Source organism: Pantoea allii (assembly GCF_046529425.1).
Classification (GTDB): Bacteria; Pseudomonadota; Gammaproteobacteria; order Enterobacterales; family Enterobacteriaceae; genus Pantoea; species Pantoea allii.
The window spans coordinates 1341097-1363538 of record NZ_CP125958.1 but is presented as its reverse complement, the minus strand read 5'-3'; the positions used below and the strand labels follow the sequence as shown (position 1 = coordinate 1363538).

Below are 22442 nucleotides of genomic sequence, written 5' to 3'. Positions count from 1 at the left end.
CCCCTCGACAAACAAGTGCTTCATGGTACGTTTTACACTTAGGGAAAAGCAAGCAAGCTCCGCCATTCCCGCGCTTGTCAGCAGTTTTTTTTATGTTTACCTTATGGTTATTAGCAAATGCACAGGGAATCCTATTTTGCCGCAATCTCAACCCCACCACCTGGTGATCACCGCTCTGGGTGTTGACCGCCCGGGTATCGTCAATACGATCACCCGCCACGTCAGCAGTTGCGGTTGCAACATCGAAGACAGTCGCCTTGCCATGCTCGGGGATGAATTTACGTTCATCATGCTGCTTTCCGGTAGCTGGAACGCGATTACGCTGATTGAGTCGACGCTGCCGCTGAAAGGCGCTGAGCTGGAGCTGCTGATCGTCATGAAACGCACCCATGCCACAGCCCGGCCGCCGATGGCGGATACCGCGTTTATTCAGGTCGAAGTGGCTGACTCGCCGCATATCATTGAGCGCTTTACGGATTTGACAGATAAGCACCAAATGAACATTGCGGAACTGGTGTCACGTATCCAGCCCGCCCAGCAGGATCGGCCCGCCACGCTGTATATTCAGATGACGGCGCACAGCCCAACGCGTAGCGATGGTCCGGCATTTGAACAGGCATTTAATGAACTGTGTCAGGAACTTAATGCCGAGGGCGCGTTACGTCTTTATAGCCTGAACGATGCCGATAACCGTGAACTGGTGATACCCGGCAGGTAAAGACGAGCGCCGCCTTGACTGTTCTGCTACGTTAAAAGTACGGTCAGGTGAGGAAATCGTCTGAAATTGATTATTTTCCATTTGGCAGTTTCTCGCCTCTTGGTGTATTAACCACAGCATGAACTCAAAATGGAGAGATGTGATGAATCCACTGAAAGCCGGTGATACCGCACCGAAATTTAGCTTGCCCGATCAGGATGGCGAACAAGTGAATTTAGCCGACTTCCAGGGGCAGCGCGTTCTGGTCTATTTCTATCCAAAAGCGATGACGCCGGGTTGTACCGTGCAGGCATGTGGTCTGCGTGACAACATGGATGAGCTGAAGAAAGCTGGCGTCGAGGTGCTGGGAATCAGCACAGATAAACCTGAAAAGCTGTCACGTTTTGCAGAAAAAGAGCTGCTTAACTTCACTCTGCTGTCGGACCAGGAGCATCAGGTTTGTGAGCAGTTTGGCGTCTGGGGTGAAAAAACCTTTATGGGTAAAACCTATGACGGCATCCATCGCATCAGCTTCCTGGTGGATGCGAATGGCAAAATCGAGAAGGTGTTCGACGACTTCAAAACGTCAAATCACCACGACATCGTGATGGACTATCTGAAATCAGCCTGATGTCTTCAGGGCGCGGCATCTACCGCGCCCTGAACGTTTAACGATTCAGCGTTTCATCCAGCGTGGCCTCAGGCCAGGCGTGCACCACCGCCTTGACCAGGGTTGCGAGCGGAATCGCAAAAAACACGCCCCAGAATCCCCACATCCCACCAAAGATCACCACCGATAAGATGATAACCAGCGGATGAAGATTGACCGCCTCTGAGAACAAAATGGGCACCAGCACATTGCCGTCCAGCGCCTGAATCACCAGATAGACGGTAAGCAGCGTCCAGAACTCGCTATCCAGCCCCCATTGGAATAAGCCCACACCAATAACCGGGATGGTCACCAGCATCGCGCCAATGTAAGGAATCAGAACTGAAACGCCCACCAACACGGCCAACAGAAGCGAATAGTTGAGGCCGAGGAACATAAATGCCAGCCAACTGGCGATGCCCACCACCACCATCTCCAACACTTTGCCACGAATGTAGTTGGTGATTTGCTGGTTCATCTCTTGCCATACTTCACCCGCCAGCCCACGGTTACGCGGCAGGACGCGTCGCACGGCACTCAGCATCTGCTCTTTATCCTTCAGCAGAAAGAACACCATCAGCGGCACCAGCACCAGGTAAATCATCAGGGTCATTAATCCCACCAGCGATGCCAGGGAATACTTCACCAGAGAATCGCCCACGCCGCTGAGACGACCGCGCAGGTTCTCGACGATGACATCAATGATGCCGGCATCGACCAGGGCGGGAAAACGTCGCGGTAACCCCGCCGCATACTGATAGAGTTTGTTCAGCATGTTAGGCAGATCTCGCGTCAGGTTGATGCCCTGTTGCCAGGCCACGGGCGCGACGATCAACACCAGAACCAGCAGAATTCCGGCAAACAGCACCAACACAATGCTGGTCGCCCAGCTACGCGTACAGCCAATGCGTTGTAGCCGTACCGTTGGCCATTCAAGCAGATAAGCCAGTACCACCGCCACCAGTAAGGGGGCCAGCAACCCGCTCAGGAAGAAAAGAATGCAGAACCCCGCCAGCAGAATCACCAGCAGGCCAATCGCCTGGGGATCGCTAAAACGGCGTTTGTACCATTGAATCAATAAAGCCAGCATGCCGTCAGGTCCATAAGGTCAGAAAGGGCCATGATTGTACCGGATATTCTGGTGCTGGAAAGACGTGAAAATCAGTCCGTGACCTGACAGGTGCTAGCGGATGATGAAAAACGGCACGCGGTGAAGGTGCGTGCGGCACCATTCCCCCCGGCCTCAGGCTTCCCGCCGTTACGCACTGGCAGGCAAATCGTCGCCGACGGGGGTCATTATCTTCACCGCAGGCCAGCAACACGCCCGGCCTGCTGTGGGCCGTTTTCAGGCGTCAGGCTTCATTCACCCAAATACGCATCTCCCCTTCTCCCCGGTTCGCCCAACAGAACCAGGGAATAAACGTCAGCGTCTGGGTTTGCTGCGCGGCAGGGGCGTGATCGAAGTGCCACAGCGGCTGGCGATCAGGATCGCTGGCGGTTTTTTTCACCCCTTCAGCCTGTATTAACACCTTATGCGCAAAAACACCGCGTCCTTGAATGGTGGTGAACGATGCCGACGCGGGCAGCCACAGATTGTGTAACTGCTCGCCGTTATCGGCCTGCTCCAGGCAGTACACCAGCGGGCCGCGCTGAACCGCCACCTTGCCCGCCACGTGACGCACTAACGGATTACCATAAACCCGGCGCACCGGCATCGGGAGCGTCAGAGTGAGCGTATCGCCCTCTTGCCACTGTCGCTCAATGTAGAGATAACCCTTGCGGGCGCGATCGGTCACAGCGTCGCCGTTACAGCTTACCTGCGGCGCCTCACACCAGTCAGGCAGACGTAACGCCAGCGTATGTTGCACGGGCTGCGCGACATCGACGCTGATGGTGACCTTTTCATCCCAGGGGAAATTACCGCTTATGCTAACGCCCAGGGTATGTTCACCGACCGGTATTTCAACCCGGTTGCCGACATAGAGATTGATATAAAGCGCATCCTCGCGTGGCGTATAAATATAGTGGCCGAGTGAGGTCAGCACACGGGCAATGTTCGGTGGACAGCAGGCACAGCCGAACCAGCGCTGACGCACAGGTTTCACATGATCGTAGATATGATTAAAACTGAGGGTTTTCGGGTGCACCTCCAGCGGATTGACGTAGAAGAAGTGTTTCCCGTCCAGCGCCATGCCGCCCAGTACCGTATTATACAGCGCGCGTTCCATTACGTCGGCGTACTGGCTGTCGGCTTCCATTTCCAGCATACGTCTGGCAAACATCATCAGGCCAATGGACGCGCAGCTTTCGGCATAAACCGTGTCATTCGGTAAATCGTAATCGCTACTGAATGCTTCACCGCTGCCCTGGGAGCCGATGCCACCGGTAATATACAGCTGCCGCTGCGCCATGTTGTGCCATAGCCGCAGGCAGTCCTGACGTTTTTCTTCGTCCTGGCTCAGACGCGCAAGGTGCGCCACGCCGGTCATCAGATAAACGAACCGCACAGCATGTCCCACCGCGTGCTGCTGTTCTGCAAGGGGTTGATGCGCCTGGCTGTAAGCCTTGTCCTTCACCATCCAGGCCGGGCCATAGGTATTCCAGTAGGAGGTCTGCCCGCGCTTCTCGTACTCAATATCATAGAAGTGAGGCTGCGTTCCCCGCTGCGCGATAAAATAATCTACCAGCGCCATATAGCGTGGGTCCTGGGTCACTTCATACAGCCGCATCAACGCCAGCTCGATCTCCGGATGGCCTGGGTAGCCGTGCAGCTGATTTTCGCCGGGGCCAAACATGCTGTCGATGTGATCGGCAAGCTTGCACACCACCTCAAGTAAACGGCGTTTACCTGTTGCCTGGTAAAACGCCACGCCCGCCTCAATCATGTGTCCGGCGCAATACAGCTCATGGCATTCGGCAAGATTCGTCCAGCGATCTTCCGGCGCTTTCACCGTGAAGTAGGTATTGAGATAACCATCCTCGCACTGCGCCGCCGCCACCAGTTCAATCACCTCATCCGCCGTCTTTTCCAGTTCTGCATCAGGCTTCTGGCAAAGTGACCAGGCGACGGCTTCCAGCCATTTCGCGACATCGCTGTCCTGGAAAACCATGCCATAAAATTCCCCTTCCTGCTGGCCAGCCGCGATGCGAAAGTTTTCGATGGCATGGCTGGGATCGGCTTCGTCGATCCGATCGTTGAGCGCCTCCCATTGATAAGGAATGACCACCTCCCGCACCAGTCGTTGATACTGACCGAGAAAGGGATCGTGAATCGTCAGCTTATGCAGATCGACTTCATTGACAGACATTTTACTCTCCTCAGGACGGGACATGGCGAATTCGCAGGTCGCTGGAAATCTGCGCCATCATCGGGTTATTGAGCTTGCAGGCGCGGATGGCGAATAGCAGCAGCAGATGAAACAGGGCAGGCAACAACGTTTCCATTGCGGTAATGCCCTGCAAGGATGCCGGTGTCTGATGCGTGATTCCTGGCTTGTAAGCCACCAGGATAAACAGCAGGCTGATAATGACGCCGCTGGAGGCCCAGGCAAGCTTAATAAAGAACAGGTTAAACGCGAAATTCATGCCCGATGAGCGGACGCCGTTTTTCCATTCACCGTAGTCATCGGCAAAGGCCATCAGGGCAAAGTGCAGCGGGAGCGTGAACCCCAGAATGACGCCGTTGACGAGGATCACCACCAGCCATAATACCTGCCATGACGGCCCCACCGGCAGGAACCACATCATGACCGCCAGCACGGCAAGCACAAAATTGGTCCAGTAGTAGAGCCGGACGGTGTCGATGTGTTTTGCCAGCGGGTTAACGATGACCGCGCCTAAGATAGAGGCTAAGGTCACCATGGTAAAAAACAGCGAAGTGTAGGCGGTGCTGCCCTGTAACACATAGGTGATGAAGTACATGTAGCCGCCGCCACGGATATTGAACACGTTAATCAGCAAAAACGACATCACCAGCATCAGTAACAGCTGATCGTTTTTACGCAACCCGGCCATATGTTCGCGCAGGGTAAACTTGCCCAGGCTGTCCAGCGGTACGCGCTCGCGAACCCAGAAGAAGCAGCACAGGAACATCACGACCGCCAGAGCGCACAAAATGCCGACGCCAGACTGATAGCCGAGTGCCGCATTCCCCTTACCTAAGACAGAAACCAGCCACGGCAGCCCTACCGAGACCAGAAATCCGGCCACGCCGCACAGCACAAACCGCCATGACTGGCACGCCAGCACTTCTGTGTGGCGGGTGGTCATGGTGTTAATCAGCGCGCAATAGGGCACATTAATGGCGGTATAGCTGACGGAAAGCAGCAGGTAGGTGGCAAACGCCCAAACGATTTTCATGTCCATGCTGACGGCGGGCACCGTGAACGTCAGGACACCAATGATGCCAATGGGGACAGCGACCCACAGCTGCCAGGGACGGAAACGTCCCCATCGGCTATGCGTACGGTCGGCAATCACGCCCATCACCGGATCGGATATCGCATCAAACACGCGCAGCGCCATAAACAGGGTGCCGACCAGCGCAGGTGTTAAGCCAAAGACATCGGTGTAGAAAAACGTCAGAAAGTTCATGATCAGGCAGGTGATCACCGTGCCGCCGGCGTCTCCCAGCCCGTAACCTATTTTTTCACGCAGGGACAGCGCACTCTGCGTCGCCGACTGGCTAAGATCGGCCTGAGCGATGGTGGTAGAAGTCATAAAAACGCCTCATGCAGGACAGAGAGGATGACCCGCTTTCTGGCGGGCTTATTGGTGTTTTAGCGCCTTACCCGATTTATTCTGTCAGGAATCCGTTAACCAACAAGAGCACAAAAAAGTATAAAAACGGGGTAATTCCGACCTGTGAAGCAAACTGTGAAGTGGATCAGATACATTCGTGGTTTTTTGTTAATAATCATAGACAAAGGTGATTGTCAGGGTTGTCGCAGCGGGAAAATGAATAATGATGTTCGAATTATCCATAGCGTTTCCGGTTCGGGTGCAAAATGGCGGGCTGTTTATTTCACGCGGTGTCGGGACACATCCGGCACGCAGGCTGACCTCGTGGGAGATCATCTTCGTTGAGCGCGGTCAGTTAACCATTCGCGAGGATGACGTGCTGTACAGCGTGCAGGCCGGCGAAAGCCTGCTGCTCAGGCCCGGGCATTTGCATATGGGTGAAGGGATTTTTCCGGCGGATCTGAAATTTTACTGGCTGCATTTTGACTGGTTGAAACAGCCGAAGCCTCAACATGGATTACACCAGGCACTACTGCATCTTCCCCAGCATACCCGCGTTGGCGATCCGGCCTATATCATCGCCCTGTTCAGGCAGTTCCTCAGCGAGCAGGAAAACATTCACCGGAGCGTCGCACTGGAATGTATTTTACTGCTGATCCTCCAGCAGCTCGCCGCTCCCGCCCTGCATGAGGACGTCGTTGACAGTCCCGGCGTTGACCTGGCCTGGAAAGCGAACCAGCTCATTCGTACCCAGTATCACCTGCCGCTTTCGACCTCCGCACTGGCAAAAATGCTGCATTGCAATGCGGATTATCTGGGACGCGTTTACCGGCGCGTATTTCGCCTGACGCTGACGGAAGCCATCCACCGGCAGCGTGTGTTAATGGCAGAAAAATTGCTGATCGGCGACAAGCTGCCGCTAACCGAGGTGGCGCGCCAGTGTGGGTTCAATGATGTAGGCTATTTTCGCCAGATATTCCGCAAGCACACCGGCTTAACGCCCGCCAGCTGGAAGCGGCGCTACTGCCGGGAACATATCAATTCCTGATGATTCGCCCCGGCCCGCCGCGGGATTTCCCCGCACGGGCGAAGCGCCAGGTCTGCCGACGCGGTTAACGATTAAGACGCTTTAACGCGTTTCGCGACCACGGTGCAGTTGCGCCCGGTGTTTTTAGCCTGATACAGGGCATCATCGGCCCGCTTCAGGCTGCTTTCCAGTGGCAACCGGCGCGCGTCCCATTCGGCCACACCGATGGATATGGTGATATGACCGACTTCCTCAATCTCTTTTTCCGCGATGCTGTTCCGAATCCGCTCGGCCGTGGCCTCTGCTTCTTTCAGAGAGGTATTCGGCAGCAGCATTAAAAACTCTTCGCCACCGTTACGGCTGACCACGTCCGACTGCCGGGCGCTCTGCCGTAGCGCCTGCGCCACCTGCTGAATCACCCGGTCGCCAACATCGTGTCCCCAGTTATCATTCACGCTTTTAAAATGGTCGATATCCAGAGCCAGGACGGCGAAAGGCTGGCGTATGCTCTGGTAATAATCGAGTACCGCATTCAGCCCGCGTCGGTTCAGTAACAGGGTCAGTGAATCGGTCTGTGCTTCGGAGCTCAGGCGACCGATTTTATCCTGTACCAGACCAATGCCGGTGAGTAGCGCGCGTTTTACCTGCGCGGCCTCAAAGTACCATGCGCGAATGCCGCCAATTTCATAAGTGGCGCTTGAGGCATCAATTTTGCTGGCCTTGCGGGCCAACTGCCAGAGCGGCATGGCGATCATCCGCGCCAGAATGACCGCCACCAGCAAGGTCAGCAGCGCAAAGGGCACAGAACGTTTCAGGACTTTCAGGAGCAGGCCCGACAGCGGTTGCAGCGTGACGTCGACAGGCTTCAGTGCCACCACCATCCAGCCGGTCGTCGGGACGATGGCGTAACCCGCCAGCCGGGTCGGTTTGTCGGTCTCCGTTAAGACCAGCGAGCCATTATCTTTTTCCTGGCGCTCACGTTCGCTCATCAACGGCGGCATAATTTTGCCGACCATTTGACGATTCTGGTGATACAGCACCTGGTTATTACTGTCGAGAACAAACACGCTGGTGCCGTCACGATAAAACTGTTCACCCAGCAGCGCGTTCAGAATACTTTTCTTTTTAAGGTAAATCGTGCCGCCAATATAACCCAGATAGCGTCCCTGGTTATTCCAGATCGGCCATGAGACAAAAATAAGCAGGTTATTCGCAGCGGAAACCGTCGGTTTGCTAATTAACGGCTGTCGGGTTTGCAGCGCTTCGCGGGCCGCATCGCTGGTCAGATGCATCCCCGTTAAAGTCAGGGATTCAGGTGATATCGCCCGAACGTTGCCGTTGTCATCTACCACGGCGACAGAGTTGAAACTGTCGGTCTGTTCACGTAAACGGTTAACTTCCGCTTTGAGCAGTGACGCATTATTGAAATCTTTTCCCAGTACATTGGCGCTAAAGTGCAGTTGAGACTGCGCCAGACGGAAAAAAACCTCACTGGTGGAGGCCAGCTTGGCGGCATACGCGCGGTTGGCTTCCAGCGTGCTGTCAATCAGCACCATGCGTTGCACGCGCCAGGTCGCATATAAATTATTGGCAAGCGTGATGACAATACTGGTAATTACCAGCAGCGCAATAAGCGTGCGTAAGTCCGCCCGGGGACGGAAATTAATTAGCATGGCGTGGACGCCACAGTGCAAAGATTCATTTTGCTGTGCCTGGCTCTGTTGTTTTTATGGTAATAGCGGTCCTACTGCGTGTAAGTCTACACGCTGTAGGACAATTTGAGCAGGTTTAAGCGCGGCATTCACCAAAAAGTCAGCCTGTACGGCCTTTAATCGATTAAACCGTTTTGGTCATAAAAAGGCCAGGGCCCGTCATAGTCACCAATGGCACATTGATGCGTCGTCATTCCCTGCTGTGGATGCCAGCGATGGAGCAAAAATCCGGCCGGTTCCAGCACAAAATTTGCAGGCCCATCCGGTTGCAGATCCAGCGCGACCTGATGGGAGACGCCAGGCGCAATACAGGCCAGAGTTCCTGCAAAGCGCGTCTGAATGGCGCGATGCACATGGCCGCACAGCACGCGTTCTGTCTGCGGATGGCGGGCAACAATCGCCGCCAGTGCGTCGGGATCGCGTAATCGCTGGCGATCCATATGATCGATCCCGCAGGCAAACGGCGGATGATGCAGCATTACCAGCGTCGGCACGCTCGGTGACGCGGTCAGTGCTGCATCCAGCCAGCTAAGCTGCTGCTCATCAAGCTGGCCCCACGGTTGCTGCGGCACGCTGGAGTCGAGCGCCAGCAGTTGAATACCCTTCACCTCCTGCCGCCAGTTGAGCGTTGGCCCCTGCTGCAAATAAGGATGATCGGGAAACGCCGCCCTCAATGCCTGGCGATCGTCATGATTGCCCGCCATCAGATAAAACGGCAGATCCAGCGTTGCCAGCGCCTGCCGTAACGTCTGATACTCTGCCGCCGTGCCAAAATCCACCAGGTCACCGGTTATTACCACGGCATCGGGCCGCGGCCTAAGCCCATTCAGGGTGTTAATCGCCCGTAGCAGGGCGTTATAGGTATCGACCTTTTTATACGACAGACGACCGTGGGCTTTAATATGCAAGTCGCTGATTTGCGCAATCAGCGTAGGTTCAACAGACAAACGTTGTCTCCTTAAACAGTAAATTCAAGCGCGGCCTGCTCAGCCACCGACCAGCTGACGCGCTGCCCGGCGTGCCAGGTTTCCCGTGCGTGTCGCTCTACCTGAATCGGCTTGTCCAGCCCGATATCGATCATCAAACGTTGGGATGCTCCGAGAAAGGTGCTGGCAACGATATAACCGTGCTGTGCATAGCGGCCTTCGTCTGCCAGCAGCACATCCTCTGGGCGACAAAAACGCAGCGGATGGCCCTGCTCATCACGTGCGATACAGTTAATCGCGCCAACGAAATCCGCCACAAAGCGAGAGGCCGGACGCTGATAGATGGCCTGCGGCGTGTCGATCTGCACCAGGCGTCCCTGCTCCATGACGGCAATACGATCGCCCAGCGCCATGGCTTCCTGCTGATCGTGGGTCACGTACACGGCGGTGATAGCCAGTTTTTTTAACAGGCTCCCGATTTCCAGACGCAGCCGCTCGCGCAGTTTGGCATCCAGCGCCGCCAGCGGCTCGTCAAACAGCAGCACTTTAGGCCGTGCCGCCAGCGCTCTTGCCAGCGCCACGCGCTGTTTCTGTCCGCCGGAGAGCTTGTCGATATGACGTTGGGCCAGGGAAGTGAGATCGACCAGTTCCAGCATTTCCTCAACACGTGCCTCTCGCTCGTGGCGCGGGATGCCCTGCACTTTCAAGCCATAAGCCACGTTCTGTGCCACGTTCAGCGTGGGGAACAGGGCGTAGTTTTGAAAGACCATTCCCACGTTACGTTTCTCGACAGGCAGGTCGGTCACGTTGCGATCGTCAAACCACACTTCACCCGGCGCATCGGTGCTCTCCAGGCCGCTGATAATGCGTAACGTGGTCGTTTTGCCGCAGCCGGATGGGCCCAGCAACACCAGGGTTTCGCCTGACCGCACGCTCAGATCGAGCGGATGGAGCGCCTGGTGATGATTAAAGCGGCGTGCGCAGCCGCGCAGCGTCACGTTTACAGCCTCAAGGATCATGCTTTCTCCTCCCTGTGTTGCTGACGAGACTGGCGTTCAAGCCAGTGATTACAGGCGTTGAGCATCAGCAACAGTGGTAAAATCATTAAAATAAAGATCAAGGTATAGGCCGACCCCACTTCCAGCCGCATGGAGGCATAGCTGTCGGCCAGGCCCACGGGCAGGGTTTTGGTGAGTGGCGTATGTAACATCCAGGTAATGTTAAATTCGCCTACCGATAGCGTGATCACCATAAAGGCTCCGGCGAGAATGCCGTTGCGGCAGTTAGGCACCACCACGGTGAAAAAGCGACGCCAGAAGCCCGCCCCCAGGCTGGCGGCAGCCTCTTCAAGGCGCGGTAGCTGAATAGCCTGCATCACCGCCAGCACCGGGCGAATCATAAACGGCAGCGTAAAAAGGACGTGGCCGATCAAGATAAAAACCCAGCTGTCACGCAGGCTGCTGAACTGACCGTACAGCAGGATAATGCCCAGTGCGGTGGCCAGGCCCGGTAGCGCTACCGGCAACATCAGGCACTCTTCAATGCGTGATGACCAGCGCGACGGCGATTTCAGTAAGCCCCAGGCGGCCGGCACACCGATCACCAGGGTGACCGCCAGACAGCTGACGGCGATTAACAGTGACAGCCAAAAGGTGTCGCTGTACATCTCCCAAACCTGTTCCACCCATTTCAGCGTCAGTCCGCTGCGCAAACCAACAAAGTAGTTCTGCGTCACGCCCGCCAGCATCGACAGGATGACCGGAACAATCATGAACAGAGCAGTCAGCGTGGTAATGGCGATTTGCAGGTAAAATAAACCACGACGTTTCATGACGACGTCTCCTGGCGGGATTGGGTGAGCACCCGCGCCAGCATTAAGCCTGCCCAGGCAACGGCCCCCATGACCACCGACAGCGCCGCAGCAGTGGCGAAGTTCGCGTAGTTGGTAAATTCGCCATAGATGGTGAGCGGAAGGACACTCAGGTCAGTTCCCAGAGTAAATGCGGTGCCGAATGCGCCCATGCTGGTGGCAAAGCAGAGCGCACCGCTGGAGAGCAGTGCCGGTTTAAGCCCCGGCACAATCACATCCCAGACAATGCGCCACTGGCTGGCACCTAACGAACGGGCCGCCTCTTCCAGCGAGCGATCCAGTTTTTCGCTGGCGGCCACTAATGTCACTATGGCGCGCGGCAGTGAAAAGTAGAGATAACCAATGAACAGCCCGGTCAGTGAATAGGCCAGCGTCCAGCGCTCGTCAAACAGGCGCAGGCTGATCTGGGCCAGAACGCCCTGCCGTCCCGCCAGCATCACCACTAAAAACCCCACCACCACGCCAGGAAAAGCCAGGGGAAAGGTCAGCAGTGCCAGCAACGTTCCGCGCCCGGTGAAGCGCTGGCGGGCCAGAAAGCAGCCCACCACAGTGGCAATGACCAACGTCAATAGCGTGACCGACAGCGACAACAGTACGGTATTCACCAGGCTTTGCAGATATTGCGGCTGGGTAAGCACCGTCCAGTAACCACTGTGCTGGGTGCTGCGATCTGGCGTCATGCCCATCTGTAATAAACGGGCGAAAGGCAACAGCCAGAACGCGGCAAAAAACAGTAACGCAGGCAGCAGCATCCATGGCCAGTTAGCCCCCTGCTCGCGTCGGCGTGACCGGTGGCGCGAAGCCACCGGTAAATCGCGGCGGGCGTCAGACGGTGCCATTACCGAATCTCACTCAGGTAACGGGCAGAGAAGGCTTTCTGTGCATCGGCCATCTGCTGGTAGTCCACAGTGTGCGCACGGGCGTAATCACTGTCTGGCAGAAAGTGCGTTTTAGCCTCAGCAGACATGGCAGAAGGACGCACCGGACGCAGATAGGCATTGGCCCAAATCGCCTGACCTTTATCAGACAGCACATAGTCCATGACTTTTTTGCCGTTGGCGGCATGGGGCGCGTTTTTCACCAGGCTGATGACGTAAGGCACCGTGACCGTTCCTTCCTGTGGGATCACAAATGCCACATTGGCATGGTCTTTATATTTGGCGCGATAGGCATTGAAGTCGTAATCCAGCAGAATCGGGATCTCACCGGAGATAAGACGCGCGTAGGCGGTCTGCTTAGGCACGACAGGCTTGTTCGCCTGTAACTTTTTGAACCAGGTCAGGGCTGGGGTGAAATCCTGCATGCTGCCCCCTTTCGCCTGGTTTACCGCCACGGCGGCAACATAACCGACAAACGCACTGGCCGGATCGAGATAGCCCACCATGCCTTTGTATTCTGGCTTCAGCAGATCGTCCCAGGATTTGGGAATGGGCGCGCCGCCCAGGGCATCCACATTCACCATAAAGCCCATCGTGCCGGAGTGCAGTGCAACCCATTTCCCCTCCGGATCTTTCATGCCTGTCGGCACCTGATCCCAGTTGGCTGGCTTGTAGTCAGCAATCACGCCTGCCTGCGCCGCCTGGATACCGAAGCTGACGCCGTAGTACACCACGTCGGCAACCGGATTACCTTTCTCGGCAACCAACTGCGCCAGAGCCTGTCCTGAGTTCTTGTTATCCTGCGGCACCACGATACCGGTGTCTTTCTTGATGGCCTGCAGCTCAGTGGCCCAGTCCGCCCATTCGGGTGGGCAGTTGTAGCAGATAGCATTTTCAGCCGCCTGCACCAGCGGGCTGGAAAATGCGCAGGCGGTAAAGAATGCCGCCCTGGCAAGCAGCGTGATTTTATTGTATGTAGACATGATGGTTCCCTGATGTTGACGAGTGAAATACGGCCGCGATGCTCTCGCCTGTACGCAGCCGGTGGTCCAGCAGGCGCGAGTCATCGTGAGAAGGTTGGAGAAGCATATCGATTGCGCAGGCACCCAACTGATCGCTGGGCTGCACTACGCTGGCGAGTGATGGCGAAAGCTGTTCGCCAATGGCAATGCCATCAAACCCCATGACCGACAGCTGTTGCGGCACCTGAATGCCTGCACGTGCCGCCGCGCCAATCAGACTGATCGCCAGCAAATCGTTACTGCAAATCACGGCGGTCAGCGGGTCAGGGCCGTTGATCAGCGGTAAAAGCGGATCGAATCGGGATTGGATATGACTTGGCATGTCAATCAGCCCGCGAGGGACCAATCCCGCCTGCTGCATGGCATCGCAATAGCCCAGATAACGCTGGCGTGCACGGTCAGACTGCAACATCGGCCCTGCCGCCATGGCGATATGCTGATGGCCCAGCGCAATCAAATGTGCCGTGGCTTCCGCCATCGCGCGGCGGTTATCCACGTACACACAGCGCCAGTTTTGGTTTTGCGGGACGTTATGCGCCAGCACAAAGGGCATGTGCGCCGCTGCCAGCGTCGGTAATACGCTGCTGCTGTCCGCGTCGGACACGGTCAGCACCAGGCCCGCGACGCGCTGACGCAACATATGTTCGACAATGGCCGCTTCGCGTTCTGGCTGGTAATCCGTCGTTGCCACCAGCAGGCCATAACCCGCCAGCCGCGCCTGTTGCTCCATGGCCTCAAGCTGCAAGGCAAATACCGGGTTACTGAGTGAAGGAAGTAAAACCCCCAGCGTGGTGGAGTGTTGCGTGCGAAGCTGGCGCGCAATATGGTTTGGTCTGAACCCCAGCTGTTCCGACGCATCCAGCACTTTTTTCAGGGTGCCAGGCTTGAGCAGATGGGGATCGGAAAAGGCACGGGCCGCGGTTGCTCGCGAAACGCCTGCCAGTACCGCCACACTGATTAAATCACTCATCTCACCCTCGTTTATCCGTAATGAGATCGATCTCATTGCTGCGTAAACTAACGGCGTTGTGTGACACGCACATCACGGCAAGATGACGTTGTGGTGACAGCAGCCCAAAATGCCGCCAACACGTCGCAGCCAAAGGCAGCGTTCTGATTTTGCTGTAAGGCGCGGTGGCCTTGCTGAAGAGAGCCGGCATGAAGCCGGGAGGGAGACTTTCGGCGCGCAAGAACCGAGCGTCATTGCCGGGTCACGGAAAGAGATGCTGCCCGAGCTTTGCCCCTTCGTCGCCTCAGCGGAGAGGGGATGATCATCGCCACGTCGGTGTCTTTACTCAGCCCGCTGACAGGCCAGCGTTGTGCATCCGTATGACGTTCTGTCGCCCACCGTGGCCTGACAGGTCGCGTTTTACGCACAATCCCCTGCACCTGCTGCCACTGCGCCATTTCATTCTTCCCCACCAGTGGTTAAGATACGAAGAAGGCACCAATATTGACGTAAAAAAAGAACATTTCCGCTGCTTACCTGGCTAAATCAGGGATTCATTACAGGATAAAGGCATGTTGAACCGGTTAAAAAAGACGCTGATTGCGACGCTGCTCCCTGCACTGACATTATCCTGCCCGTTAACCTCGCACGCAGATATCAGTGACTCATTGCCGGATATGGGGACAACGGCAGCCTCGACCTTGTCGATTAATCAGGAACTGCAGATGGGCGACTTCTACGTCCGCCAGCTCCGCGCCAGCGCCCCGCTGATTAACGATCCCTTACTGAATCAGTACATCAACCAACTCGGGCAGCGCCTGGTTTCACATGCGGACGGGGTTAAAACGCCTTTCCACTTTTTTCTGATTCAGAACGATGAGCTCAACGCGTTCGCCTTTTTTGGCGGTAATGTGGTGCTGCACGCGGCCCTGTTCCGTTTTACGGATAATGAGAGCCAGCTGGCGTCGGTGATGGCCCATGAAATTTCCCACGTCACGCAACGCCATCTGGCGCGCGCGATGGAAGATCAAAAACGCAATGCGCCGCTGACCTGGGTGGGCGCTCTTGGCTCCATTTTACTGGCAATGGCCAGCCCGCAGATGGGGATGGCGGCACTCAGCGGCACGCTGGCAGGCACGCAGCAGGGAATTATTAGCTTTACCCAGAACAATGAGCAGGAAGCAGATCGCATCGGTATTCAGGTGTTGCAGCGATCGGGGTTTGATCCCCAAGCCATGCCTAACTTCCTGCAAAAACTGGCTGATCAGAGCCGTTTCTCTTCAAAACCGCCTGAAATACTGTTAACGCACCCGCTGCCTGACAGCCGCCTTGCCGATGCGCGCAACCGTGCCAACCAGATGCGTCCGGTGGTCGTGCAGTCATCACAAGACTTCTATCTGGCCAAAGTGCGGTCACTAGGCATGTATTCGACGGGCCGCAACCAGTTGACGGACGATTTGCTCACGCAATATGCCAACGGTAATTCTCGCGAACAGCTCGCCTCACAGTACGGTAAAGCCGTGCAGTTTCTTCAGGCCAAAAGCTATGGCGAGGCGAAAAAGATCGTGGCACCCCTGCTGGCTAAACAGCCTGAAAATGTCTGGCTGCTGGACCTGATGACGGACATTGATATCGGCCTGAACCAGCCGCAGCAGGCAATAGCTATGCTGACCGCCACGCAGGCGGCAAAAACCAGCCCGGTCGTGCAGCTAAACCTCGCTAACGCTTATGTGGAAGCGAAACAGCCCGCGAATGCCAGCCGCATCCTGAACCGCTATACCTGGACACATAAAGATGATACCAACGGATGGGATCTGCTGGCTCAGGCCTCAGCACAGCAGGGACAGACAGATGAAGAACTCTTTGCCCGCGCCGAAAGTCTGGCGTTGAACGGCCAGCTCGATCAGGCCATTAGTGCCCTGAGCCGTGCCAGTGCACAGGTGCCGCTCGGCAGTCTGAAACAGGCCCGATACGATGCCCGCATCGATCAGCTGCGTCAGCTTCAGCAACGCTTTAAGCAGTATCAAAAAGGATAATAGTATGGTGACGCTTTATCATAATCCGCGCTGCAGCAAGAGCCGGGAAACCCTGGCGCTACTGGAGCAAAAGGGTATTCACCCGACAATCGTGCGTTATCTGGACACACCGCCCGATCGCCAGACCCTGCAAATCCTGCTGCAGAAACTGGGCATGCAAAGCGCGCGTGAGTTGATGCGCCATAAAGAGCCATTATATGCGGCGCTGGGGCTGGATCGGCCAGAAATCGGGGAAAGCGCGTTGCTGGACGCCCTGCTGGAACATCCCAAATTGATCGAGCGACCCATTGTGGTTAACGGCGATCGCGCCCGACTGGGACGTCCGCCCGAAGCGGTGCTGGAGATTATTTAGAGACCGAGGGTTTCTTTCACGAAGGGAATCGTCAGCTTACGCTGGGCGCTGATCGACGCACTGTCCAGGCGATCCAGCGTATCAAACAGGGTACGCATTTCACGATCGAGCCGCTTCAGCAAAAACCGACCAACGTCTTCGGGCAGTTCAAATCCCCGCAATCCGGCACGCAGTTGTAAAGCCTGTAACTTATCTTCATCGGAAAGCGGCTGTAGACGATAAATTTGCCCCCAGTCGAGGCGGGATGCCAGGTCGGGCAAATGCAAATTAAGCTGACGCGGTGGGCGATCGCCGGTAATAAATAACCGAGTATTGCCGGTTTCCAGGATGCGGTTATAGAGATCGAAAATCGCCATTTCCCATGCTTCGTCTCCCGCAATGCATTGAATATTGTCGATGCAAACCAGCGGCAGTTGCTCCATGCCTTCCAGCACTTCCGGGACAAACCAGGTTCGTTTATCAAGCGGCACATAGCCCACGGCTTCGCCGCGTGCGGACATTTCAGCGCAGGCGGCGTGCAGCAGATGGCTGCGACCGCCCCCTTCACGAGACCAGAAATAGAGATAGCTGCCATGCTGCTGGCTAAGCGCACCCTTAATCGCGGCAATGAGCGACGGGTTTTCACCCGGCCAGAAGCTGGCGAAGGTTTCGTCGTCAGGTAAATAGAGTGGCAATGACAATTGTGCCGGCGTGTTCAGAAGCACCTCAGCAAGAGAACAAGCAAAAATCGGGGCAAGTCTATCATAGTTTTTAACCAGAGATGAATCGGGCATCCCTGCCCGCGTATTGACGTCTAGCTGCGCGATGACGACTCGGGGTTATCTTCTGCATCCAGAATCACTTCTTCCGGACGCAATACGGAAATCACCCGAAAGATTAAGGCCAGCGCAACGCCGACGAGTGTTGCCAGCGCCATGCCTTTTAGCTCGGCAGCACCGATATGCACTTTCGCCCCGCTAACGCCAATAATCAGGATAACTGAGGTCAGGATCAGGTTTTGCGCCTTGTTGTAATCCACTTTAGATTCAATCAATACGCGAATACCGGACGCACCGATAACCCCATACAGCAGCAAGGACACGCCGCCCATAACGGGCACCGGAATCGCCTGAATCGCGGCCGCCAGTTTGCCCACGCAGGAAAGTAAAATGGCGAAAATGGCCGCACCGCCAATCACCCAGGTACTGTAAACACGGGTAATCGCCATCACGCCGATGTTTTCGCCGTAGGTTGTGTTAGGCGTTGATCCAAAGAAACCTGAAATGACCGTCGATAAGCCGTTGGCGAACATCGAACGATGCAGCCCGGGATCGCGCACCAGATCTCTTTTCACGATATTCGCCGTGACCACCAGGTGGCCCACATGCTCGGCGATAACCACCAGAGCAGCAGGCAGAATGGTCAGCATGGCAATCCACTCAAAGCGCGGCGTATAAAAGGTTGGTAAGGCAAACCAGGGCGCATGTTCAACGCCGCTCCAGTCCACGATGCCCATGAATGCGGAAAGCGCGTAACCCACCAGCACACCGATCAGAATCGGAATGATGGCCATAAAACCACGAAACAAGACCGAACCAAACACGGTGACGGCCAGGGTGACGACGGAAATCAAGACGGTTGTGCCGTCCGGCGACTGGCCTTCGGCAGGAAGCAGTCCGGCCATATTCGCGGCTACGCCAGCCAGTTCCAGACCAATGACGGCCACGATGGCGCCCATCGCCGCAGGCGGGAACATCACATCCAGCCAGCCTGTCCCGGCTTTTTTAACGATCAGCGCAACCAGGCAGAACAACACGCCACACATAATAAAACCGCCCAGCGCCACTTCATAGCCCAGCGGCAGCAGCAGCAAGACGGGCGAAATAAAGGCAAAGCTCGATCCCAGATAAGCCGGGATTTTTCCTTTACAAATAAACAGATACAACAAGGTGCCAATACCGTTAAACAGCAATACCGTCGCCGGATTGATGTGGAACAGAATCGGTACTAATACCGTAGCGCCAAACATGGCAAACAGATGTTGCAGGCTGAGCGGAATGGTTTGCAGTAATGGCGGCCGTTCGCTAACGCCGATAGCGCGACGAGTCATTAAAAGTCCCCTTGAGTTAATCGTCTGTTTTTAGATAAAAAAAAGCCGACTCTGTGGTCGGCTAATTCATTTGATGGTCTGTTACGACAGAAAAAAGCGGCCCGGCCTGCTGCTGCAGGCTGAAAACACCGTGATGCGTGGAGCCGCGCATTTTCGTCATTACTTGGTGCCGAAGATTTTATCGCCAGCATCACCCAGACCCGGGATGATATAGCCTTTGTCGTTGAGTCCCTGATCCACAGAAGCGGTGTAAAGCTCAACATCCGGATGCGCTTTTTCCAGCGCGGCAATGCCTTCAGGCGCAGCGACCAGCACCAGCACTTTTATGCTGCTACAGCCCGCTTTCTTTAACAGATCGATCGTGGCGATCATCGAGCCGCCTGTGGCCAGCATCGGGTCAACCACTAACGCCAGGCGCTCTTCAATATTTGAAACCAGCTTCTGGAAATAAGGTACTGGCTCCAGGGTTTCTTCGTCACGGTAAACGCCTACAACGCTGATGCGCGCGCTGGGAACGTGTTCGAGCACCCCTTCCATCATGCCCAGACCGGCACGCAGAATAGGCACCACGGTGATTTTTTTACCTTTGATTTGATCAACCTGAACCGGGCCATTCCAGCCCTCAATCGTCACCTTTTCGGTTTCCAGGTCGGCGGTGGCTTCATAGGTCAGCAGACTGCCAACTTCAGAGGCCAGCTCGCGGAAACGCTTTGTACTGATATCATGCTCACGCATCAGTCCCAGTTTATGTTTGACCAGCGGGTGTTTAACTTCCACGATCTTCATTGTTGTTCTCCCGGAGTGAGTTGAGCTAAAAAAAAATCGCCGGATTATACCGCCTTTTCGCCCCTGCGCCACATGTGCTTGCGCAATCAAATGCATTTTGTCAGGACAAAGTAAGGATTAATGAAAATCGCCAGGGACGCAATCTGAGACTCGCAAACGTTTGCCTGCGCTGGTAGAATTGCCGCGCTTTATATTAAACCACCAACCGCAACTCGCGTGGGGACCTCGCAGTGACCGATAAGACCTCTCTCAGTTACAAAGACGCCGGTGTTGATATTGATGCTGGTAACGCTCTGGTTGACCGTATTAAAGGCGTAGTGAAAAAGACGCGTCGCCCGGAAGTAATGGGTGGACTGGGCGGTTTCGGTGCGCTTTGTGCGCTGCCGCAAAAATACCGTGAACCCGTGCTGGTCTCCGGCACCGACGGCGTAGGTACCAAACTGCGTCTGGCGATGGATCTCAAGCGCCACGATGCCATCGGCATTGACCTGGTGGCGATGTGTGTCAACGACCTGGTGGTACAAGGCGCTGAACCGCTCTTCTTCCTGGATTATTACGCCACCGGCAAACTGGATGTGGATACCGCTTCCGCCGTTATCACCGGTATCGCCGAGGGTTGCCTGCAGTCAGGCTGTGCACTGGTGGGCGGTGAAACCGCTGAAATGCCAGGCATGTATCATGGCGAAGACTACGACGTGGCTGGCTTTTGCGTGGGCGTGGTTGAGAAGTCAGACATCATTGATGGCAGCAAAGTGCAGGATGGCGATGTCCTGATCGCATTAGGTTCCAGCGGCCCGCACTCCAATGGTTATTCACTGGTGCGCAAAATTCTGGAAGTCAGTGGTACCGATCCGCTGGTGGAACAGCTGGAAGGCAAACCGCTTGCCGATCATCTGCTTGAGCCAACCCGTATCTACGTCAAGAACATCCTGAGCCTGATCGAACAGGTCGATGTTCACGCTATCGCTCACCTTACCGGTGGCGGTTTCTGGGAAAATATCCCACGCGTGCTGCCCGATAACACCCAGGCCGTGATTGACGAGAACAGCTGGCAGTGGCCCGCCGTGTTTAGCTGGATGCAGCAGGCCGGTAATGTCAGCCGTCATGAAATGTACCGCACGTTCAACTGTGGCGTCGGTATGGTGATTGCACTGAGCCCTGCCGATGCGGATAACGCCGTTGAACTGATGCGCGCCGCTGGTGAAAATGCCTGGAAAATTGGCGTGATTAACGCATCAGAAGCGGAAGAGCGTGTGGTCATCACGTCATGAAAAAGCTGGTTGTGCTGATTTCCGGCAACGGAAGCAATCTTCAGTCCATCCTTGACGCCTGTGCAAACGGGCGTATTCACGGCAGCGTCGCTGCCGTATTCAGTAATAACGCTTCCGCCTACGGCTTAGTCCGCGCCTCGCTCGCCGGGATTCCGGCGACCGCGCTGAATCCCCGTGATTTCAGCGATCGTGAACGTTTTGATCGGCAGCTTATGCATGAGATCGATGCTTATGCCCCGGACGTCGTCGTGCTGGCCGGTTATATGCGCATTTTAAGCCATGCTTTTGTGGCGCATTACGCTGACCGCCTGCTGAATATTCACCCGTCGCTTCTGCCCAAATATCCCGGTCTGCATACTCACCGCCAGGCGCTGGAAAACGGCGATGCTGAACACGGAACCTCTGTGCATTTCGTGACGGATGAGCTGGACGGTGGGCCGGTGATTCTACAGGCAAAGGTGCCGGTTTTTGCGGAAGACAGTGAAGCGGACATTACCGAGCGCGTACAACATCAGGAACATGCCATTTATCCACTGGTGATTAGCTGGTTTGTTGAAGGCCGGCTGGCCATGCGTGAGGGTCAGGCCTGGCTGGATGGTAAACCATTGCCCCCTCAGGGTTATGCACACGAGTAACTCACGGGGAGCCTGGCTCCCTGCACCTGTCAGCCATACCGCCCGGTAATATAATCTTCCGTTCGCCGCACCTTCGGCGCAGTGAAAATGCGGTCGGTGTCATCAAATTCGACCAACGCGCCATTGTGCATAAAGGCGGTGTAGTCCGACACCCGTGAAGCCTGCTGCATATTGTGGGTGACCAGCACCAGCGTGAAGTGCTGTTTCAGGGTGCTCATCAGTTCCTCAATCACCAGCGTTGAAATCGGGTCCAGCGCGGATGTCGGTTCATCCAGCAACAGCACGTCCGGCTCAATCGCGATAGCACGCGCAATCACTAACCTTTGCTGCTGACCGGTGGAGAGCGTCAGGGCATTCTGTGCGAGTTGATCTTTCACTTCCCCCCATAACGCCGCCGCCCGCAGTGCTCGTTCACAGGCCTCGTTCAGCACCCGCTTATCGCGCACGCCCTGTAAGCGCAGCCCATAAACCACGTTTTCGTAAACCGACTTCGGAAAAGGATTGGGCCGCTGGAACACCATCCCAACACGACGGCGTAGCGCGGAACGATCCTGAGTGGGCCGCATAATCGACTGCTGCTCAAGCAAAATGTCCCCGTCGACACGACAATTGTCGATCACATCATTCATGCGGTTAAAACACCGCAGCAGCGTTGATTTGCCACAGCCGGAGGGACCGATTAATGCGGTAATCCGGTTTTTAGGCAGTTGCAGCGAGATATCATGAAGCACCTGGCGCTCACCGTACCAGAGTGAAAGATGATCAACGGTTAGCGCAATATCAGTTTCGGGCATTGTAGTCAT

Annotated in this window: 22 protein-coding genes; 7 read left to right on the top strand and 15 right to left on the bottom strand. The window is 55.8% G+C overall.

Features of this window, described 5'->3' with window-relative positions; translation table 11 throughout:
• Positions 1-103: 103 nt before the first annotated feature.
• Together QNH99_RS06700 and bcp are read left to right on the top strand one after the other, a co-directional pair.
• On the top strand, positions 104-718 hold the full coding sequence (locus QNH99_RS06700) for a glycine cleavage system transcriptional repressor (protein WP_217268180.1): 615 nt from the start codon (positions 104-106) through the stop codon (positions 716-718).
• Between the two features lie 142 nt (positions 719-860).
• Positions 861-1328 (top strand): thioredoxin-dependent thiol peroxidase, encoded by a 468-nt coding sequence (bcp, locus tag QNH99_RS06695; protein WP_014605294.1) that lies wholly within the window; start codon positions 861-863, stop codon positions 1326-1328.
• Between the two features lie 37 nt (positions 1329-1365).
• On the opposite strand, the gene QNH99_RS06690 is transcribed toward bcp, so the two are convergent.
• The 3 genes from QNH99_RS06690 to QNH99_RS06680 form a co-directional block, all read right to left on the bottom strand.
• Positions 1366-2436 carry an AI-2E family transporter gene (locus tag QNH99_RS06690; RefSeq protein WP_063880527.1) on the bottom strand — a complete coding sequence of 357 codons (1071 nt, stop codon included), beginning with the start codon at positions 2434-2436 and terminating at the stop codon, positions 1366-1368.
• 262 nt (positions 2437-2698) lie between these two features.
• Positions 2699-4654 carry a glycoside hydrolase family 127 protein gene (locus tag QNH99_RS06685; RefSeq protein ID WP_410517466.1) on the bottom strand — a complete coding sequence of 652 codons (1956 nt, stop codon included), beginning with the start codon at positions 4652-4654 and terminating at the stop codon, positions 2699-2701.
• A 10-nt stretch (positions 4655-4664) separates the two neighbouring features.
• Positions 4665-6065, bottom strand: a complete 1401-nt coding sequence (locus tag QNH99_RS06680; RefSeq protein ID WP_283354870.1) for an MFS transporter — start codon at positions 6063-6065, stop codon at positions 4665-4667.
• A gap of 247 nt (positions 6066-6312) precedes the next feature.
• Here QNH99_RS06680 and QNH99_RS06675 point away from each other — a divergent pair, with 247 nt between their 5' ends.
• Positions 6313-7134 carry an AraC family transcriptional regulator gene (locus tag QNH99_RS06675; protein WP_410517659.1) on the top strand — a complete coding sequence of 274 codons (822 nt, stop codon included), beginning with the start codon at positions 6313-6315 and terminating at the stop codon, positions 7132-7134.
• A 71-nt stretch (positions 7135-7205) separates the two neighbouring features.
• Here QNH99_RS06675 and QNH99_RS06670 read toward each other — a convergent pair whose 3' ends face one another.
• The 8 genes from QNH99_RS06670 to QNH99_RS06635 all read right to left on the bottom strand — a co-directional run bounded on the left by QNH99_RS06670 (position 7206) and on the right by QNH99_RS06635 (position 14928).
• Positions 7206-8786, bottom strand: coding sequence for a sensor domain-containing diguanylate cyclase (locus QNH99_RS06670; RefSeq protein ID WP_109717561.1), 1581 nt, complete (start codon positions 8784-8786; stop codon positions 7206-7208).
• 155 nt (positions 8787-8941) lie between these two features.
• Positions 8942-9772 carry a phosphodiesterase gene (locus QNH99_RS06665; RefSeq protein WP_283350509.1) on the bottom strand — a complete coding sequence of 277 codons (831 nt, stop codon included), beginning with the start codon at positions 9770-9772 and terminating at the stop codon, positions 8942-8944.
• Between the two features lie 11 nt (positions 9773-9783).
• Positions 9784-10770: an ABC transporter ATP-binding protein gene (locus QNH99_RS06660; protein ID WP_218995381.1), complete on the bottom strand. Its 987-nt coding sequence runs from the start codon at positions 10768-10770 to the stop codon at positions 9784-9786.
• A complete protein-coding gene (locus QNH99_RS06655) occupies positions 10767-11582 on the bottom strand; it encodes an ABC transporter permease (RefSeq protein WP_096012838.1) in 816 nt (271 codons plus the stop codon). Before QNH99_RS06655 ends, QNH99_RS06660 begins: the two co-directional genes overlap by 4 nt.
• Positions 11579-12460, bottom strand: coding sequence for an ABC transporter permease (locus QNH99_RS06650; RefSeq protein WP_410517465.1), 882 nt, complete (start codon positions 12458-12460; stop codon positions 11579-11581). Before QNH99_RS06650 ends, QNH99_RS06655 begins: the two co-directional genes overlap by 4 nt.
• Entirely contained in the window at positions 12460-13482 is a 1023-nt protein-coding gene (locus tag QNH99_RS06645) for an ABC transporter substrate-binding protein (RefSeq protein WP_410517464.1), read from the bottom strand. The genes QNH99_RS06650 and QNH99_RS06645 overlap by 1 nt, the downstream gene beginning before the upstream one ends.
• Positions 13466-14491, bottom strand: a complete 1026-nt coding sequence (locus QNH99_RS06640) for a substrate-binding domain-containing protein (RefSeq protein ID WP_410517463.1) — start codon at positions 14489-14491, stop codon at positions 13466-13468. The genes QNH99_RS06645 and QNH99_RS06640 overlap by 17 nt, the downstream gene beginning before the upstream one ends.
• Positions 14492-14721: 230 nt before the next feature.
• The gene (locus tag QNH99_RS06635) at positions 14722-14928 is read right to left on the bottom strand and encodes a hypothetical protein (protein WP_283354867.1); all 207 of its coding nucleotides are present in this window, start codon (positions 14926-14928) and stop codon (positions 14722-14724) included.
• 114 nt (positions 14929-15042) lie between these two features.
• Between QNH99_RS06635 and QNH99_RS06630 the strand changes: the two genes are divergently transcribed.
• Positions 15043-16506: a tetratricopeptide repeat protein gene (locus tag QNH99_RS06630; RefSeq protein WP_283350512.1), complete on the top strand. Its 1464-nt coding sequence runs from the start codon at positions 15043-15045 to the stop codon at positions 16504-16506.
• Positions 16507-16510: 4 nt separating this feature from the next.
• Complete coding sequence (arsC, locus tag QNH99_RS06625) at positions 16511-16858, top strand: arsenate reductase (glutaredoxin) (RefSeq protein ID WP_283354866.1); 348 nt, start codon at positions 16511-16513, stop codon at positions 16856-16858.
• Here the strand turns inward: arsC and hda are convergent.
• The 3 genes from hda to upp form a co-directional block, all read right to left on the bottom strand.
• On the bottom strand, positions 16855-17556 hold the full coding sequence (gene hda / locus QNH99_RS06620; RefSeq protein WP_216639872.1) for a DnaA inactivator Hda: 702 nt from the start codon (positions 17554-17556) through the stop codon (positions 16855-16857). The two genes, arsC and hda, sit on opposite strands and share 4 nt — an antisense overlap.
• Before the next feature lie 95 nt (positions 17557-17651).
• The gene (uraA, locus tag QNH99_RS06615) at positions 17652-18947 is read right to left on the bottom strand and encodes a uracil permease (RefSeq protein ID WP_063880540.1); all 1296 of its coding nucleotides are present in this window, start codon (positions 18945-18947) and stop codon (positions 17652-17654) included.
• 159 nt (positions 18948-19106) lie between these two features.
• Positions 19107-19733, bottom strand: a complete 627-nt coding sequence (gene upp / locus QNH99_RS06610) for a uracil phosphoribosyltransferase (protein WP_013026702.1) — start codon at positions 19731-19733, stop codon at positions 19107-19109.
• A 230-nt stretch (positions 19734-19963) separates the two neighbouring features.
• Between upp and purM the strand changes: the two genes are divergently transcribed.
• Together purM and purN are read left to right on the top strand one after the other, a co-directional pair.
• Entirely contained in the window at positions 19964-21004 is a 1041-nt protein-coding gene (gene purM / locus QNH99_RS06605; protein WP_096012831.1) for a phosphoribosylformylglycinamidine cyclo-ligase, read from the top strand.
• Positions 21001-21639 carry a phosphoribosylglycinamide formyltransferase gene (gene purN / locus QNH99_RS06600; RefSeq protein WP_256853027.1) on the top strand — a complete coding sequence of 213 codons (639 nt, stop codon included), beginning with the start codon at positions 21001-21003 and terminating at the stop codon, positions 21637-21639. Before purM ends, purN begins: the two co-directional genes overlap by 4 nt.
• Positions 21640-21668: 29 nt before the next feature.
• Here purN and pstB read toward each other — a convergent pair whose 3' ends face one another.
• Positions 21669-22442: a phosphate ABC transporter ATP-binding protein PstB gene (gene pstB, locus QNH99_RS06595; protein WP_063880543.1), complete on the bottom strand. Its 774-nt coding sequence runs from the start codon at positions 22440-22442 to the stop codon at positions 21669-21671.